This is a genomic window from Paracoccus sp. SSK6 (assembly GCF_039770665.1).
Classification (GTDB): Bacteria; Pseudomonadota; Alphaproteobacteria; order Rhodobacterales; family Rhodobacteraceae; genus Paracoccus.
Genome location: NZ_JBDPNJ010000011.1, coordinates 59,853 through 75,339, shown reverse-complemented (window position 1 = coordinate 75,339; position 15,487 = coordinate 59,853). Strand labels below are relative to the sequence as shown.

The window sequence follows — 15,487 nt, the reverse complement described above, 5'->3', positions numbered from 1 at the left end:
TGTCCAAATATCCCGCGGGGGTCCGGGGGCGCGAAGCCCCCGGCTTGGCCCGCCACACGCAGGTGCCGCCATGTTCCAGAAAATCCTGATCGCGAACCGGGGCGAGATCGCCTGCCGCGTCATCGACACCGCCCGCAAGCTGGGCGTGCGCACCGTGGCCGTGTTTTCCGACGCCGACCGCGCCGCCCGCCATGTCGCCATGGCCGACGAGGCGGTCCATATTGGCGGACCGGCGCCCAAGGACAGCTACCTGCGCGGCGACGCGATCATCCGGGCGGCGCTGGATACCGGCGCGCAGGCGATCCATCCGGGCTATGGCTTCCTGTCCGAAAACCCCGATTTCGTCGATGCGGTCACGGCGGCGGGGCTGGTCTTCATCGGGCCGTCCGCCAGCGCCATCCGCAAGATGGGCCTGAAGGACGCCGCCAAGGCGCTGATGGCGGAGGCGGGCGTGCCGGTCGTTCCCGGCTATCACGGTGAAAACCAGGATCCCTCGCATCTGGAGGCGCAAGCGGGCCAAGTCGGCTATCCGGTTCTCATCAAGGCCGTGGCGGGCGGCGGCGGCAAGGGGATGCGCCTTGTCGAACGCCCGCAGGACTTCGCGACGGCCCTGCAATCCGCGCAGGGCGAGGCTGCGACCGCTTTCGGCAACCCCGCCGTGCTGATCGAGAAATACATCCAGCAGCCCCGCCATATCGAGGTGCAGGTCTTCGGCGACGGCACCCGCGCTGTGCATCTGTTCGAACGCGACTGTTCACTGCAACGCCGCCACCAGAAGGTGATCGAGGAAGCCCCGGCCCCCGGCATGACACCCGAGATGCGTCAGGCCATGGGCAATGCGGCGGTCCGGGCCACCGAGGCCATCGGCTATGCCGGGGCGGGCACGATCGAATTCATCGTGGACGGCAGCCAGGGCCTGCGGCCGGACGGCTTCTGGTTCATGGAGATGAACACCCGGTTGCAGGTCGAGCATCCCGTGACCGAGGCGATCACCGGCGTCGATCTGGTCGAATGGCAGTTGCGGGTGGCTTCGGGCGAACCCCTTCCTGCGCGTCAGGAGGATCTGACCATCCGCGGCCATGCCTTCGAGGCGCGACTTTACGCCGAGGATGTCCCCGCTGGCTTCCTGCCGGCCACCGGTCGCTTGGCGCATCTGCGCTTTCCCGATGGCGCGCGGATCGAAACCGGCGTCCGGCAGGGCGACACGATCAGCCCCTGGTACGACCCGATGATCGCCAAGGTCGTGACCTGGGGCCCAACGCGCGCCATCGCCTTGCGCGCTCTGGAGGCGGCCTTGGTGGATACCGAGGTCGCGGGATCGGTCACGAACCTGGACTTCCTGATCGCCCTGACCCGGCACGACGGGTTTCGCGCGGGGGAGGTCGATACGGGCCTGATCGCCCGCGACCTGGACGCGCTTGTCGCGGCATCCGAAGCCCAGCCTGCGGCCCGCGCCTTGGCGGTGTTCGGCCTGGCAGGTTTGGCCGACCCGCAGGTCAAGGGCGGCATGACCCTGTGGCAGCCCCTGCGGCGCACGATCCACTGGCAGGACGGGCAAGCCGTGCTGGAGGTGCTCGGTCCCGGCGCCGCCCGCGTCACGCTGGACGGCCAGCCGCACGAGGTCCGCTGGCAGGGCGACCGCTGGTGGGTGGACGGCAGTCTCTGCCGTCACCGCATCACTGCCCATGACAGCGGCGTCAGCGTCTTCGGCGCGGGCAGCCTGCATCTGGTGCCGCTCGATCCACTGGACCGGCAGGCGGACGCTGGGGCAGGGGCGGCACTGACGCTGTCACCCATGCCGGGGCTGGTGAAGTCGGTTCATGTCGCCGCTGGCCAGACGGTCAAGGCGGGCGATCGGCTGGCCGTGCTGGAGGCGATGAAGATGGAGCACAGCCTGACCGCCGCCCGTGATGGGGTGGTGGCCGAAGTGCTGGCCCAGGCGGGCGACCAGGTCGAGGCCGGCGCCCCCCTGATCCGGCTGGAGGACGAGGATGCCTGATCCCGCCCCCACCGATGCCTCGCCCCCTGCCCAGGGCGGCCCCGTCAAGGACGGTGGCGAGGAGATCATCCTCTGGCATGTCCCCCTGTCGCGGTCGATGCGCATCCTGTGGCTGCTGAACGAGCTTGAGCTGCCCTTCGCCCTGCGCGTCATGGACCTGCGCAGCAAGGACATGCGCGCCGCCGAATACGAGGCCATCCACCCGGTCGGGCGCGCCCCCGCGCTGCAGATCGACGGCAACGTGATCCACGAATCCGGGGCCATGGTCGAATACCTGTGCGAAACGCGCGGACCCCATCTGTGGCGCGCGCCGGGCGAGGATGGTCGCCTGGGCTGGCTCGACTGGCTGCATTTCGCGGAAACCATCGGCCAGCACATCGCCAACCTGACGCAAAGTCACCTGATGCTGCGCGATCCTGCCACGCGCTCGCTGACCGTAATGAAGCTGGAAACCGCGCGGCTGGGCCGTGCGCTGCGGCTGGTCGAACAGACGGTTCAGGGGCAGGACTGGCTGATGGCCAGCGGCTTTTCGGGCGTGGATTGCGCCGTCGGCTGGTCGGTCTGGACGGCGGGCCGCTTTGTCCGCCTGACGCCCGCGTTGCAGGCTTATGCCGACCGCTGCACCGCGCGTCCCGCTTTTCAACGCGCGCTGCCGCAAGAAGGCGAGCCGCAGCTTTACGAACGCGATTTCTATGAGCTTCCCGATGCCTGAGACGGTTGAAATCTTCGAAATGGGCCCGCGCGACGGGTTGCAGAACGAAAAGCGCCTGATCCCGGCGGCGGATAAGATCGCCCTGGTGGATCTGCTGTCGCAAGCGGGTTTCCGGCGCATCGAAGTGACCAGTTTTGTCAGTCCGAAATGGGTGCCGCAGATGGGGGACGCCGCGCAGGTCATGGCGGGCATCCGGCGCGCGCCCGGCATCAGCTATGCCGTTCTGACGCCCAACATGAAGGGCTATGAGGGCGCGAAGGCCGCGCAGGCCAGCGAGATCGCGATCTTCGCCAGTGCCTCGGAAGGCTTCAGCCGCGCCAACCTTAACGCGACCATCGCCGAAAGCCTGGAACGGGCAGCGCCTGTCGCGCAGGCTGCGCAGGCAGACGGCATTCCGGTTCGCGGCTATGTCAGCGTGGTGACGGACTGCCCCTTCGACGGCCCGACCTCGCCCGCCAATGTCGCCCGCGTGGCGGCGGCGCTGCGCGACATGGGTTGCTATGAAATCAGCCTGGGCGACACCATCGGGCAGGGACGTCCCGAGACCATCGACGCCATGCTGGCGGCGGTGCTGGAGGAACTGCCCGCCGACCGGCTGGCCGGGCATTACCACGACACGGCGGGTCGGGCGCTTCAGAATATCGACGCCAGTCTTGCGCGCGGCCTGCGGGTCTTTGACGCGGCGGTCGGCGGTCTGGGCGGCTGCCCCTATGCGCCGGGCGCGGCGGGCAACGTGGCCACGGAAAAGGTCGCCGCGCATCTGGCGGCGCAGGGATTCGCGCATGGCCTGGACATGGCGGTGATCGAGCAGGCCGCCGCCTTCGCACGCAGCCTGAGGGGAGCGACTCATGTTTGAAACGATCCGCATCGACACCGACCCGCGCGGCGTGGCGACCCTGTGGCTGGCCCGTCCCGACAAGCACAACGCCTTGTCCCAGCGGATGATGGAGGAGTTGACCCAGGCCGCCGCCCGGCTTGGCGCCGACCCCGCCGTGCGCGTGGTCGTTCTGGCGGGCGAGGGCGCAAGCTTCTGCGCAGGCGGCGACCTGGGCTGGATGCGCGCGCAGATGGATGCCGATGCGGAAACGCGCCGCGCCGGAGCGCGAACCCTTGCCGGAATGTTGTCCGCGTTGAACCTGCTGCCGAAACCGCTGATCGCGCGTGTCCATGGCAACGCCTTCGGCGGCGGCGTGGGCATGATGGCCGTGGCCGACATCGCCATCGCCGCCGACACGGCGCGCTTCGGGTTGACCGAGGTGAAGCTGGGCCTGATCCCCGCCACCATCGGTCCCTATGTTCTGGCGCGGATGGGCGAGGACAAGGCGCGCCGCGTCTTCTTCTCGGCCCGCCTGTTCGGCGCGGATGAGGCGGTGACACTGAACCTTGCCGCGCGCGCCGTCGCCTCCGACGCATTGGACGCGGCGGTCGAATCCGAGGTCGCGCCCTTCCTGCTGGCCGCCCCCGGCGCCGTCGCCGCCGCCAAGGCGCAATGCCGCGCCCTTGGCCCGCGCATAGACCAGACGGTGATCGAGGACAGCATCGACCGCCTTGTCGCCGTCTGGGAAGGATCCGAGGCGCCTGAAGGCATCGCCGCCTTTTTCGACAAGCGCAAGCCGCGCTGGCAGGTCTAACCGGCTTCCGCTATCCACGGCGCAGGATAGCAGGGACGGCAGGCATGGAAGTCAGGATATTGGATCCGCGTATTCGCGACTGGGGATTGCCCGCCTATCAGACGGCGGGATCGGCGGCGGTCGATCTGTTCGCCTGCATCGACGCGCCGCTTGCCATCGCGCCACAGGCCCCGGCGGTGCTGATCAGCGCCGGAATCGCGCTGTCCTTCGACGATTTTTCCTTTGCCGGGCTGGTGCTGCCCCGGTCGGGGCAGGGCCACAAGCGCGGCCTGGTGCTGGGCAATTCGACCGGGCTGATCGACCCTGATTACACGGGTGAAATCCTGATCAGCACCTGGAACCGCAACCCCGCGGGCTCTCCGCCAATCATCATCCAACCGGGCGAGCGGATCGCGCAAATGATCTTCGTGCCGGTTCTGCGGCCCCGCTTTGCCGTGGTGGAAGCCTTCAGTCGGGAAACGGCGCGGGCTGCGGGCGGCTTCGGCTCGACCGGGGCGTGAGGCGATGACGGGGCTGTGGCTGCTGATCGGGATTGCGGTGGCGGGATGGGTCTTCGGGCTGCCCCGTCGCGTGACGCTGGCAGTTCTGGCCCTGATCTGGGCCGCCATCGTTCTTGCGCATCTGGTCGCACCCGGCATCGGGGCGACGCTTGGCGGATCGGCGCGCGGCTGGCTGGTGGCGGGCGGATTGGCGGCACTGGTGCTGGCCTATCGCGCGGCGCTGGGGCGGCTTCGCGCGCGGGCGATGCCGGTCGAAGCGCCCGCCCTTCCGCAGACGGGGATGTCCGACGCCGAACTGGACCGCTATGCCCGCCATTTGGTCCTGCGAGAGATCGGCGGCCCCGGCCAGATGCGCCTGCGCGACGCGCGCGTGCTGGTGGTCGGCGCGGGCGGGTTGGGGGCGCCGGTCTGCCTTTACCTGGCGGCGGCGGGCGTGGGGCGCATCACGGTCGCGGATGATGATCGCGTCAGCCTGTCGAACCTGCAACGACAGGTGATCTTTCGCGGCGACAATCGCGGGGAACTCAAGGCCGAAGCTGCAGGCAATGCGATGCGCGCGCTGAACCCGCATGTCACTGTCACGGCCCTGCCGCGCCGCATCACCGAGGCTGACGCCGATCTGGTCGCGCAGCACGATCTTGTCCTTGACGGCACCGACAGCTTTGCCGTCCGGCAGGCGGTCAACCTCGCCTGCGTCGCGGCCCGCGTCCCGTTGATCGCCGGGGCGATTGCGCAATGGGAAGGGCAGGTCACGATGTACGATCCCGCGCGGGGCGGGCCGTGCCTCGCCTGCCTGTTCCCCACGGCCCCGGCACCGGGCCTTGCGCCGCCTTGTGCCGAGGCAGGCGTGATCGGCCCCTTGCCCGGCGTCGTCGGCAGCCTGATGGCGCTTGAGGCGATCAAGCACCTGACCGGCGCGGGGCAGGGATTGCGCGGGCGGATGCTGATTTTCGACGGGCTTTACGGCGAAAGCCGTATGATCGGCACGGCACGGCGCCCGGATTGCCCGGTCTGCGGATCGGGTCTGGAAGGCGGCGCGCCCGCCCCTTAGGTTCATGGCAACAAGGAGGCGCCATGAACTCTGACCTGACCCGCTGGACCGGCCCCGAGGGGCTGCCCCGCTTCGACCTGATCGCCGACACTGATTTCGCCCCCGCCTTCGACCGCGAACTGGCCGCCGCCGAGGCCGCGATGGAGGCGATCGCGGCCAATCCCGACGCGCCGACCTTCGCCAACACGGTCGCCGCGATGGAAACAGCCGAGGATGGGCTGAACCGCGTGTTGTCGATCTTCTACACGCTGGCCAGCACCGATTCGAACCCCGCGCGAGAGGCGCTGCAACGCGACTTCGCCCCCCGGCTTGCGGCCTATAACAGCAAGACAGGCATGGACCCGCGCCTTTATGCCCGCGTGAAGGCGGTTATGGCCATGGCAGGCGACCTGCCGCCCGAAGACCGCCGTATTACCGAACTGGCCTTGCGTGGGCTGACCCGATCAGGTGCCGGGCTGAAGGGCGCGGCGCGCGACCGCATGGCCGAGATCCGCGCCCGCATGGCCGTGCTGACCACACAGTTTTCGCAGAACGTGCTGGCGGACGAACGCGATTACGTCCTGCAAATCCCCGATGACCGGCTGGCGGGCCTGCCCGACTGGCTGCTGCAATCCATGCGCGCGGCGGCAGTGGCGCGGGGGACAGGGGGGCAGGTCGTCACCCTGTCCCGGTCGCTGATCGTGCCCTTCCTGGAATATGCCAGCGACCGCGCGCTGCGCGAGGTGGCTTTCCGCGCTTGGACCGCACGGGGCACCGGGCAGGGTGCCGGGGGCGAGGGGACGGACAACCTGCCGCTGGTCACGGAAATCCTGGCCCTGCGGAACGAACGCGCGCGCCTGCTGGGCTATGCCGACTTCGCCGCCTTCAAGCTGGAGCCCGAGATGGCGGGCAGCGCCGACCGCGTGGCCGACCTGCTGGGGCAGGTCTGGCAGCCTGCCCGCCAGCGCGCCGCCAGCGACGGGGCCAAGCTGGCCGCCATGCTGCGCGAGGACGGCGTGAACGGCGCCCTGGAACCCTGGGACTGGCGGTTCTATGCGGAACGCCTGCGGCGGCAGGAGCATGACTTCGACGCGGATCAGGTAAAGCCCTACCTGACGTTGGACGCGATGCTGGCGGCCATGATGGATGTGGCGCACCGCCTGTTCCGGTTGGAGTTCCAGCCCTTCGATGAGCCCCTGTGGTCGCCCGATGCCCGCGCCTGGCGGATCACGCGGGACGGGCAACTGATGGCGATCTTCGTGGGCGATTACTTCGCGCGGCCCTCGAAACGGTCGGGCGCCTGGTGTTCGTCCCTGCAGGTCCAGCACAAGATCGCCGCAGGCCAGCGGCCCATCGTAGTGAATGTCTGCAACTTTACTCCACCCGAACAGCCCGGCGCGCCCGCCTTCCTGTCCTGGGACGATGCGCGCACGCTGTTCCACGAATTCGGCCATGCGACGCATCACATCCTGTCGGACGTGACCTGGCCCTCGATCTCGGGCACGGCGGTCGCACAGGATTTCGTGGAGCTGCCCAGCCAGCTTTACGAACACTGGCTTGAACAGCCCGCCGTTCTGGATGCCCATGCGCGGCATTACCAGACGGGTCAGCCGCTGCCTGCCGATCTGCGCGACCGGCTGCTGGCGGCAGGCAAGGCGGATGCGGGGTTCTCGACGACCGAATACCTGGAAAGCGCGCTTGTCGATCTGGCCTTCCACCGGGGCGATCCGCCCGCCGATCCCATGGCCGAACAGGCGCAGGTGCTGGCGGGTCTGGACGCGCCAGCGGCCATCCCCATGCGCCATGCCACGCCGCATTTCAGCCATGTCTTCAGCGGAGACAGCTATGCCAGCGGCTATTACAGCTACATGTGGTCCGAGGTGATGGACGCCGACGCCTTCGCCGCCTTCGAGGAGACGGGCGACATCTTCGACCCGGCCACCGCGCGGCGGCTGGAGGAGACGATCCTGTCGCGCGGTGGATCCGCCCCGGCGGACCAGTTGTGGCTGGCCTTCAGGCAGCGGATGCCGGGGGTGGATGCGTTGCTGCGAGGGCGGGGGCTGGCGTAAAAGGCTTTACAACACCCGACTGGCGAAGGCCATCGCCTTCGCCACGTGATGGCCTATCCACCCGTGCCGCCGGGTTTCAAAAGCCCGCCCCGCCCCTAGGCGGGCGCTTCTCGCCCACCGGGTCGGGCGTCGGCCTACGGGGTTCAGGGTGGCGACGTTTCTGGCGGAACCAGCTCACGCCGGCGGGGAAACGCATGCGTTTCCTTGTCCCGCCGGGTTTCTCTCAGTCCCGCACCTCATCGGGATCCACGCCCCAGATCGCGGATTTCGGCACCCAGCCCCGCTGGCCGCCGCCCGACACGCGGCACCAGCCGGGGTTGCATTCGCCCAGGCGGACGATGGCGCCCATTTCGGCGCGTGCCACGATGTCGGCGTCCTGGTGCGGACGGCTCCGCAACTCGACCATGTCCTGCGTCACCAGAGCGGTGCGCACGCCCGACAGGAGGGCATAGTGGATCCAGCCCCCGGCGCCGTCCTTGTCCTCGACCCGGCGCCAGTGCCCGAATTCGGCGACCACGCGCAGCGGCATCCCGGCGTGGCGGAACACCCAGTCGATGCGGTGCGACAGGCTGGGGCCGCGCCGCGCGTTGCCTTCCGATCCCTTCAGGCTGACATAGCGCGGCACCGGAAGGTTGGTGACGGGACCACGCGCCACTCCGGCGCCTTCGTCCTGCACACGGACGATCCGGGCGTCCGCCGATTGCGGCACGCCGTCCGCCTGCGCCAGAGCCAGCCCCACCGATGCCGCCACAATCGCTGCCCCGCCACCCAATAGCGTCCGTATCCGCATGTTCCGTCCGTTCCTGCCGACCACTCTTGGCGATCCGTTCTGCCCCTTTTGCCGGGGCCGCAAGGCGCCCCGATGGGGTCTTGTGCCTGCCCCATATCGCGGGCAGTTTGCCAAAATCGGCGTCCTTTTGAAAGGCCGCCCCGACATGACATCGAGAAAGTGAGGCCATCATGCACAGCCCTCAACCCTCGCGCCAGAAACTGCGCGTCGCCGTGACGCGCCGCCTGCCCGAGGCGGTCGAGACGCGCATGAAGGAACTGTTCGACGTGGTGCTGCGCGATGACGACGCCCGGATGTCGCGCGACGATCTGGCGGCCGCGATGCGCGGGGTGGATGTGCTGGTGCCCACCGTGACCGACCATATCGACGCCAACATGCTGGCCCAGGCGGGCGAGCGGCTGAAGCTGATCGCCAATTACGGCGCGGGGGTGGACCACATCGACGTTCATTCCGCCCGGCAGCGCGGCATCCTGGTCACCAACACCCCCGGCGTCGTGACCGAGGACACGGCCGACATGGTCATGGCCCTGATCCTGGGCGTCACCCGCCGCATCCCCGAAGGCATGGCGGAAATGCAGGCGGGCCGCTGGGGCGGCTGGGCGCCCACCGCGCATCTGGGCGGCCGCGTCGGCGGGCGCCGCCTGGGCATCCTGGGCATGGGCCGGATCGGACAGGCGGTGGCGCGGCGGGCCAATGTCTTCGGGATGCAGGTCCATTACCACAACCGCAAGCGCTTGCGCCCCGAGATCGAGCAGGAATTGCAGGCGACCTATTGGGAAAGCCTGGACCAGATGCTGGCGCGGATGGACATCATCAGCGTGAACGCGCCGCATACGCCATCCACCTTCCATCTGCTGAACGCGCGGCGGCTGAAGCTGCTGAAGCCCACGGCGGTGGTGGTCAACACCTCGCGCGGCGAGGTGATCGACGAAAACGCCCTGACCCGGATGCTGCGCGCGGGGGAAATCGCAGGCGCGGGCCTTGACGTGTTCGAGCATGGGCACGAGATCAACCCCCGCCTGCGCGAATTGCCAAACGTGGTCCTGCTGCCGCATATGGGTAGCGCCACGGTCGAGGGCCGTGCTGAGATGGGCGAAAAGGTCATCATCAACATCAAGACCTTCGCTGACGGGCATCGGCCGCCGGACTTGGTCGTGCCGTCGATGCTGTAAGGCGGGGGCGCTGCCCCCGTCCCCGTGCCGGGGACTCCCCCCGGGATATTCTTGCACAGAAGATGAGGCGGAACATGGCCCGCACGGCCCTTGTGGGAAGCCAGGCACGGTGGGCGGTGTCGGCGCTGTTCTTTGCAAACGGCCTTGTGGTCGGAAGCTGGGCGCCGAAGCTGCCCGCCATGATGGCGCGGCTGGGGATCGGCGAATCCGTGGCCGGGCTGCTTGTCCTGGCGCTTGGGATTGGATCGGTCTGCCTGATGCCGGTGTTCGGCGGTCTTGTCGCGCGGCGCGGGTCGGCCCATGCGGTCAAGCTGGCGGCCGCCCTGTTCACGCCCAGCCTGATCTGGATCTCGCTTGCCCCCACTGCCTGGGCCGCCGCCATGACGGTGCTGGCCTTCGGCGGCTTGATCGGGGGCATGGACGTGGCGATGAACGCCAATGCGATCGCGGTGGAACGCGCCCGGCGGCGGGCCATCATGTCGTCCTGCCACGGCTTCTGGTCCCTTGGCGGACTGACCGGGGCCGGACTGGGGGGAATGGCGATCCAGACCCTGGGCGAGCTGACCCATGCGGTCATCGTGACGCTGGCCGTCGCTATTGTCCTGACCCTGGCGTTCCCCCACCTGCTGCACGACAATCCGGCGGGGGAACACAGGCACCAGCCGCTGCGCCTGCCGCGCACGCCGCTCCCCTATCTGATCGGGGTGATGGCGCTGGCCTGCATGATCCCGGAAGGGGCGATCCTGGACTGGGCGGCGGTCTATCTGCAGCGGGAAATGGGAGCCTCGCTGGCGGTGGCGGGATGGGGCTTTGCCGCCTGCGCGGGCACGATGGCCGTCATGCGCTTTCTGGGAGACGGGATCAGGGGGCGCTTTGGTGCCGTCAGGACGCTGTGCACCAGTGCGCTGATCGCCATGGCGGGGCTGGCGCTGGCGGCGCTGGCGCCCGTGCCCTGGGCTGCCATCGCGGGCTTCGGTCTGGCGGGCATCGGCATTGCCAACATGGTGCCGATCGCCTTTTCGGCGGCGGGCAACGTGCCGGGACTGGCGCATGGCATCGGGCTGTCGGTCGTCACCACCATGGGCTATTCCGGGATCCTGCTGGCGCCCGGCAGCATCGGCTTCCTGGCGGAACATGCCAGCTTTTCCGTCATCTATCTGGGCCTGTCGCTGCTGTTGCTGGTGCCGCTGACGCTGTCGCGCCTGGCGCGGACCGCCGATTTCACCGAGGCAGGCTAGGCTTCACCGATAGACGTTCTCATCGCCGGGAAAGCTCCGCTCGCGCACCGCTGCCGCATAGGCCACGATGGCCTGATCCGCCTGCGCGCCTAGGTCGGCGAACCGGCGCACGAAGCGCGGCACGCGGTCGCTCAGGCCCAGCATGTCGTCGAGGACCAGGATCTGCCCGTCGCAGCGGGCGGATGCGCCGATGCCGATTGTGGGCACCGGCACGGCCTCGGTGATGCGGTCGGCCAAGGGTTCGACCACGCCTTCGACCACGATGGCGAAGGCGCCCGCCTGCGCGACATCGGCGGCATCCTGGATATGCTGCGGCCAACTGGCCGGATCGCGTCCCTGCGTCTTGAAACCGCCGAGGGTATGCGTGGTTTGCGGCAGCAGCCCCACATGGCCCATCACCGGGATGCCGCGTTCGGTCAGGAACCGGACGGTGGGGGCCATGCGGCTGCCGCCTTCCAGCTTCACCGCACCGCAGCCCGTCTCTCCCATGATACGCGCGGCGTTTCGGAAGGCCTGCTGGGGGCTTTCCTCGTAGCTGCCGAAGGGCATGTCGACCACCACCATGGCCCGGCGGCTGCCCCGGACCACCGCCTGGCCGTGCAGGATCATCATCTCCATCGTCACCCCCACGGTCGAGGGCAAGCCGTGGATCACCATGCCCAAGCTGTCGCCGACCAGGATCAGGTCGGCATGGACATCGACGACGGCCGCCATCGGCGCGGTATAGGCGGTCAGCGCGACGACGGGCATGGCGCCCTTGCGGGACGCGAGTTCTGGCGCGGTGACGCGCTTGATGCGGGTTTCAACGGACATGGGGGGCGCCTTTCGGAAGGGCGACACGCTGGTCGATCAGCAGCACCTCGCCAAAGCGGACGGCCAGCAGGATCACCACGGGCGCCTGGATGGTGGCGATGCGCGACAGGGTGGCGGCGTCGCGGATGTCGATGGAACGGATCTGGGCCAGGGGTTCCGCCCCGATGATGCGGCGCAGCTCGGCGCGGACGGCGGACAGGCCCGCGCCATCGGCCACCATCTGCGCGGCCCGGTCCAAAGCGCGGTTCAGCACCGGCGCGGCGGCGCGTTCGGCGGGCGACAGGCGGCGGTTGCGCGACGACATGGCAAGCCCGTCGGATTCGCGTACGGTGGGGACGGGCAGGATCTCGACCGGCACGTCCAGGTCCGCGACCATCTGCCGGATCACGGCAAGCTGCTGGTAGTCTTTTTCCCTAAAGGCCGCAGCGTCGGGCTGCACGATGTTGAAAAGTTTTGTCACGACCGTCGCCACACCCCGGAAATGGCCGGGACGCAAGCGGCCCATCAGCATCCGCGACAGGTCTGTCACCTCGACCACCGTCTGCGCGCCGGGGCGGTAGATCTCGGCAACCGAGGGCAGGAACACCGCGTCGCAACCCGCCTGTTCCAGCAGGGCGATGTCGTTTTCCTCATCCCGTGGATAGGTCGCCAGATCCTCGTTCGGACCGAATTGCGTGGGGTTCACGAAGATCGACGTGACCACGCGCCCGCCGCCCTGCGCGTCCAGCCAGGCGCGGGCATGGGCTACCAGCGACAGGTGCCCGTCATGCAGCGCGCCCATCGTCGGCACCAAGGCCACGCGGCCCGCCTGCCCACGCCAGTTGCGCATCGCCCCCTTGTCGCGGCAGATCTGCATCCCGTCCCCCCTTTGGTGGCGCGCACCCTAATGGACGGTGACGGATTCGCACAAGTGCTGCGTTGCAGCATGTCGTTTTTGGCCATTATAGGTCGGGCCTATCGGAACGGCGGGCGGCGTCCGTGGCAGTAACGACCCAACAACACACCAAGGAGTCGCGCGAATGAAGTCGCATGTGAAGGTTCTTGTCGTCGGAGGCGGCGCGGTCGGCTGCGGCATCGCGCTCCATCTGGCCCGCGCCGGGTGGGAGGTGATGCTGGTCGAGCGCGACGAGCTGACGGCCGGATCCACCTGGCACGCGGCAGGCCTGCTGCCGCTGTTCAACATGGGCTATGCGACGACCCATATTCACGACTATTCGGTCAAGCTTTATGCGGAACTGGAAGCGCAGACCGGGCTGAACGCGGGCTTCACCCGCTGCGGCAACCTGCGCATGGCGCAGACCCAAGGTCGGATGGACGAATACATGCTGTATTCCGCCACCGCCGAGACGGTCGGGATCGAGCATGAGTTCCTGACGCCGCAGCAGATCAAGGACCGCTGGCCGCTGGTGCGCACCGAGGATCTGAAGGGCGCGCTGTTCCACCCGACCGACGGCTATATCAACCCCGCCGACGTGACGCAGGCCATGGCCAAGGGCGCGCGCATGGCCGGCGCCACCATCGAGCGCAAGATTCAGGTCAACGGCTACAAATGGACCGGGTCCGAATGGATCGTCACCTGCGAGAAGCTGGTGGAAAAGGGCGGCAACCTCGTCGGATCGGGCGAAACCTTCGAGATCCGGGCCGAGCATGTCGTGACCGCCACCGGCAACCACGCGCAGCGCACCGCGCGCCTGCTGGGCATCAAGATCCCTGCGATCCCGGTCGAGCACCAGTATATCGTCACCGAGCCCGATCCGGCCCTGGTGAAGTGGCGCGCCGAGGGCAACCCCGAGCACCCTGTCCTGCGGGATGCCGACGCGAAATGGTATGTGCGCGAGGAACGCGGCGGCTGGATCCTTGGGCCGTATGAGCGCAACGCCCCGGCGCGGTTCCTGTATGACGTGCCCGAATCCTTCCGCGCCGACCTGTTCCCGCTGGATCTGGAACGGATCGAGGAAGAATACATGTCGATGATCCACCGTCTGCCGACCTCGGAAACCGTGGGGCTGAAGGACGACTACAACGGCCCGATCTGCTATACGCCCGACGGCAATCCGCTGGTCGGCCCCGCGCCCGGGTTGCGCAACATGTGGCTGGCCGAAGGCTTCAGCTTCGGGATCACGGCGGCGGGCGGCGTCGGCCATTACCTGACCCAGATGATGGTCGAGGGCGAGGCCGAGATCGACATGGCATCGCTGGATCCGCGCCGCTATGGCGGCTGGATGACGACCGAATACGCGGCTCGCAAGAACGAGGAAGCCTATGAACACGTCTTCATCCTGCACCACCCGGATGAGGAACGCGAAGCCTGCCGCCCGCTGCGCACCTCGCCCGCCTATGACCGGCAGAAGGCGCGCGGCGCGCAGTTCGGTCATGTAAATGGCTGGGAGCGTCCAAACTACTACGGTCCGCAGAACTTCGACGACCACGCATCGCGCAGCTTCCGCCGGGGCGGCTGGTGGCAATATGCCAAGGCCGAGGCCGAGGCGATCCGCAATGCGGCGGGCCTGATCGACGCGACCGCCTTTGCCAAGCACATGGTCAAGGGGCCGGGTGCGACGGCCTTCCTCGACTGGCTGACCACCAACAAGCTGCCCAAGGTCGGCCGCATCAACCTGACCTATGCGCTGACCGAGGCGGGCACGACGCGGACCGAATACACCATCGTCCGCCTGGCCGAGGACAGCTATTACCTTGTGTCGGCAGGAGCCTGGGCGGCCTATGACGGCGATCACCTGGTCAAGTCGGCCGAGGACTTCATGGCTGCGGGCGGCGAATACGTCAGCATCCAGGATGTGACGACGCAGTGGGGCGTCTTTGCCCTGGCGGGTCCGGCGTCCCGCGACATCCTGGCCAAGCTGATCCGCGACGCGCAGCCGGAAACCGCGCTGTCGAACAAGCGCTTCCCCTGGCTGTCGGCGAAACAGATCGAGCTGGGCATGGTGCCTGTCAACGCCATCCGCGTCGCCTATACGGGCGAGCTTGGCTGGGAACTGCACCACCCGATCGAGATGCAGAACCACCTGTTCGACCAGTTGATGGAGGCGGGCGAGCCGCTGGGCATGACGCTGGTGGGCGCACGGGCGCAGAACTGGCTGCGGCAGGAAAAATCCTATCGCGCCTTCGGGACGGAACTGGGCCGCGACGCGACCCCGCTGGAGGCCGGGCTGGACCGCTTCGTGGACCTGTCCAAGGACTTCCGTGGCAAGGCCGCGATGGAGGCCAAGGGCATCCGGTCGATGTGCGTCACGCTGCTGATCGACGGGCCGCAGGACGCCGATCCTTGGGGGCGCGAGGGGATCTTCCTCGACGGCGCGAGGGTCGGGCGCCTGACCTCGGGCGGCTATTCGGTGGCCTTCGGCAAGCAGATCGGCATGGGCTATGTCCGCCCCGACCTGGCGGCGCCCGGCACGAAGCTGAAGGTCCGCATGTTCCGCGAGTTGTGGGACGCCGAAGTGACCGAGGACAGCCCCTACGACCCCACAAACGCCCGCATCCGCGTGGACGGCTGAACGATAGCCTGCGCCTGCCGG

13 protein-coding genes are annotated in these 15,487 nt (G+C 68.4%); 10 read left to right on the top strand and 3 right to left on the bottom strand.

Annotation, left to right across the window (positions count from 1 at the left end; translation table 11 throughout):
• Window positions 1–70 precede the first annotated feature (70 nt).
• The 7 genes from AAIL68_RS09820 to AAIL68_RS09790 are packed head-to-tail and all read left to right on the top strand — an operon-like array spanning window position 71 to window position 7,941.
• Window positions 71–1,999 carry an acetyl/propionyl/methylcrotonyl-CoA carboxylase subunit alpha gene (locus AAIL68_RS09820; RefSeq protein ID WP_347139597.1) on the top strand — a complete coding sequence of 643 codons (1,929 nt, stop codon included), beginning with the start codon at window positions 71–73 and terminating at the stop codon, window positions 1,997–1,999.
• A complete protein-coding gene (locus AAIL68_RS09815; protein WP_347139596.1) occupies window positions 1,992–2,711 on the top strand; it encodes a glutathione S-transferase in 720 nt (239 codons plus the stop codon). Before AAIL68_RS09820 ends, AAIL68_RS09815 begins: the two co-directional genes overlap by 8 nt.
• A complete protein-coding gene (locus AAIL68_RS09810) occupies window positions 2,704–3,567 on the top strand; it encodes a hydroxymethylglutaryl-CoA lyase (RefSeq protein ID WP_347139595.1) in 864 nt (287 codons plus the stop codon). The genes AAIL68_RS09815 and AAIL68_RS09810 overlap by 8 nt, the downstream gene beginning before the upstream one ends.
• The gene (locus tag AAIL68_RS09805; protein ID WP_347139594.1) at window positions 3,560–4,342 is read left to right on the top strand and encodes a crotonase/enoyl-CoA hydratase family protein; all 783 of its coding nucleotides are present in this window, start codon (window positions 3,560–3,562) and stop codon (window positions 4,340–4,342) included. The genes AAIL68_RS09810 and AAIL68_RS09805 overlap by 8 nt, the downstream gene beginning before the upstream one ends.
• Window positions 4,343–4,386: 44 nt before the next feature.
• Window positions 4,387–4,842, top strand: a complete 456-nt coding sequence (dut, locus tag AAIL68_RS09800; protein WP_347139593.1) for a dUTP diphosphatase — start codon at window positions 4,387–4,389, stop codon at window positions 4,840–4,842.
• Between the two features lie 4 nt (window positions 4,843–4,846).
• Entirely contained in the window at window positions 4,847–5,893 is a 1,047-nt protein-coding gene (moeB, locus tag AAIL68_RS09795; protein ID WP_347139592.1) for a molybdopterin-synthase adenylyltransferase MoeB, read from the top strand.
• A gap of 23 nt (window positions 5,894–5,916) precedes the next feature.
• Window positions 5,917–7,941: a M3 family metallopeptidase gene (locus AAIL68_RS09790; RefSeq protein WP_347139591.1), complete on the top strand. Its 2,025-nt coding sequence runs from the start codon at window positions 5,917–5,919 to the stop codon at window positions 7,939–7,941.
• Between the two features lie 223 nt (window positions 7,942–8,164).
• Here the strand turns inward: AAIL68_RS09790 and AAIL68_RS09785 are convergent, their stop codons facing one another.
• Complete coding sequence (locus AAIL68_RS09785; RefSeq protein WP_347139590.1) at window positions 8,165–8,731, bottom strand: SH3 domain-containing protein; 567 nt, start codon at window positions 8,729–8,731, stop codon at window positions 8,165–8,167.
• A gap of 170 nt (window positions 8,732–8,901) precedes the next feature.
• Here AAIL68_RS09785 and AAIL68_RS09780 point away from each other — a divergent pair, with 170 nt between their 5' ends.
• Together AAIL68_RS09780 and AAIL68_RS09775 are read left to right on the top strand one after the other, a co-directional pair.
• Window positions 8,902–9,903: a D-glycerate dehydrogenase gene (locus tag AAIL68_RS09780; protein ID WP_347139589.1), complete on the top strand. Its 1,002-nt coding sequence runs from the start codon at window positions 8,902–8,904 to the stop codon at window positions 9,901–9,903.
• A 62-nt stretch (window positions 9,904–9,965) separates the two neighbouring features.
• Window positions 9,966–11,141 (top strand): MFS transporter, encoded by a 1,176-nt coding sequence (locus AAIL68_RS09775; RefSeq protein ID WP_347139588.1) that lies wholly within the window; start codon window positions 9,966–9,968, stop codon window positions 11,139–11,141.
• Between the two features lie 3 nt (window positions 11,142–11,144).
• On the opposite strand, the gene panB is transcribed toward AAIL68_RS09775, so the two are convergent.
• Together panB and panC are read right to left on the bottom strand one after the other, a co-directional pair.
• The gene (gene panB, locus AAIL68_RS09770; RefSeq protein WP_347139587.1) at window positions 11,145–11,954 is read right to left on the bottom strand and encodes a 3-methyl-2-oxobutanoate hydroxymethyltransferase; all 810 of its coding nucleotides are present in this window, start codon (window positions 11,952–11,954) and stop codon (window positions 11,145–11,147) included.
• Window positions 11,944–12,810 (bottom strand): pantoate--beta-alanine ligase, encoded by an 867-nt coding sequence (gene panC, locus AAIL68_RS09765; RefSeq protein WP_347139586.1) that lies wholly within the window; start codon window positions 12,808–12,810, stop codon window positions 11,944–11,946. Before panC ends, panB begins: the two co-directional genes overlap by 11 nt.
• A gap of 163 nt (window positions 12,811–12,973) precedes the next feature.
• On the opposite strand from panC, the gene AAIL68_RS09760 reads away from it, so the two are divergent.
• Entirely contained in the window at window positions 12,974–15,466 is a 2,493-nt protein-coding gene (locus AAIL68_RS09760) for an FAD-dependent oxidoreductase (protein WP_347139585.1), read from the top strand.
• The last annotated feature ends 21 nt before the right edge of the window (window positions 15,467–15,487 follow it).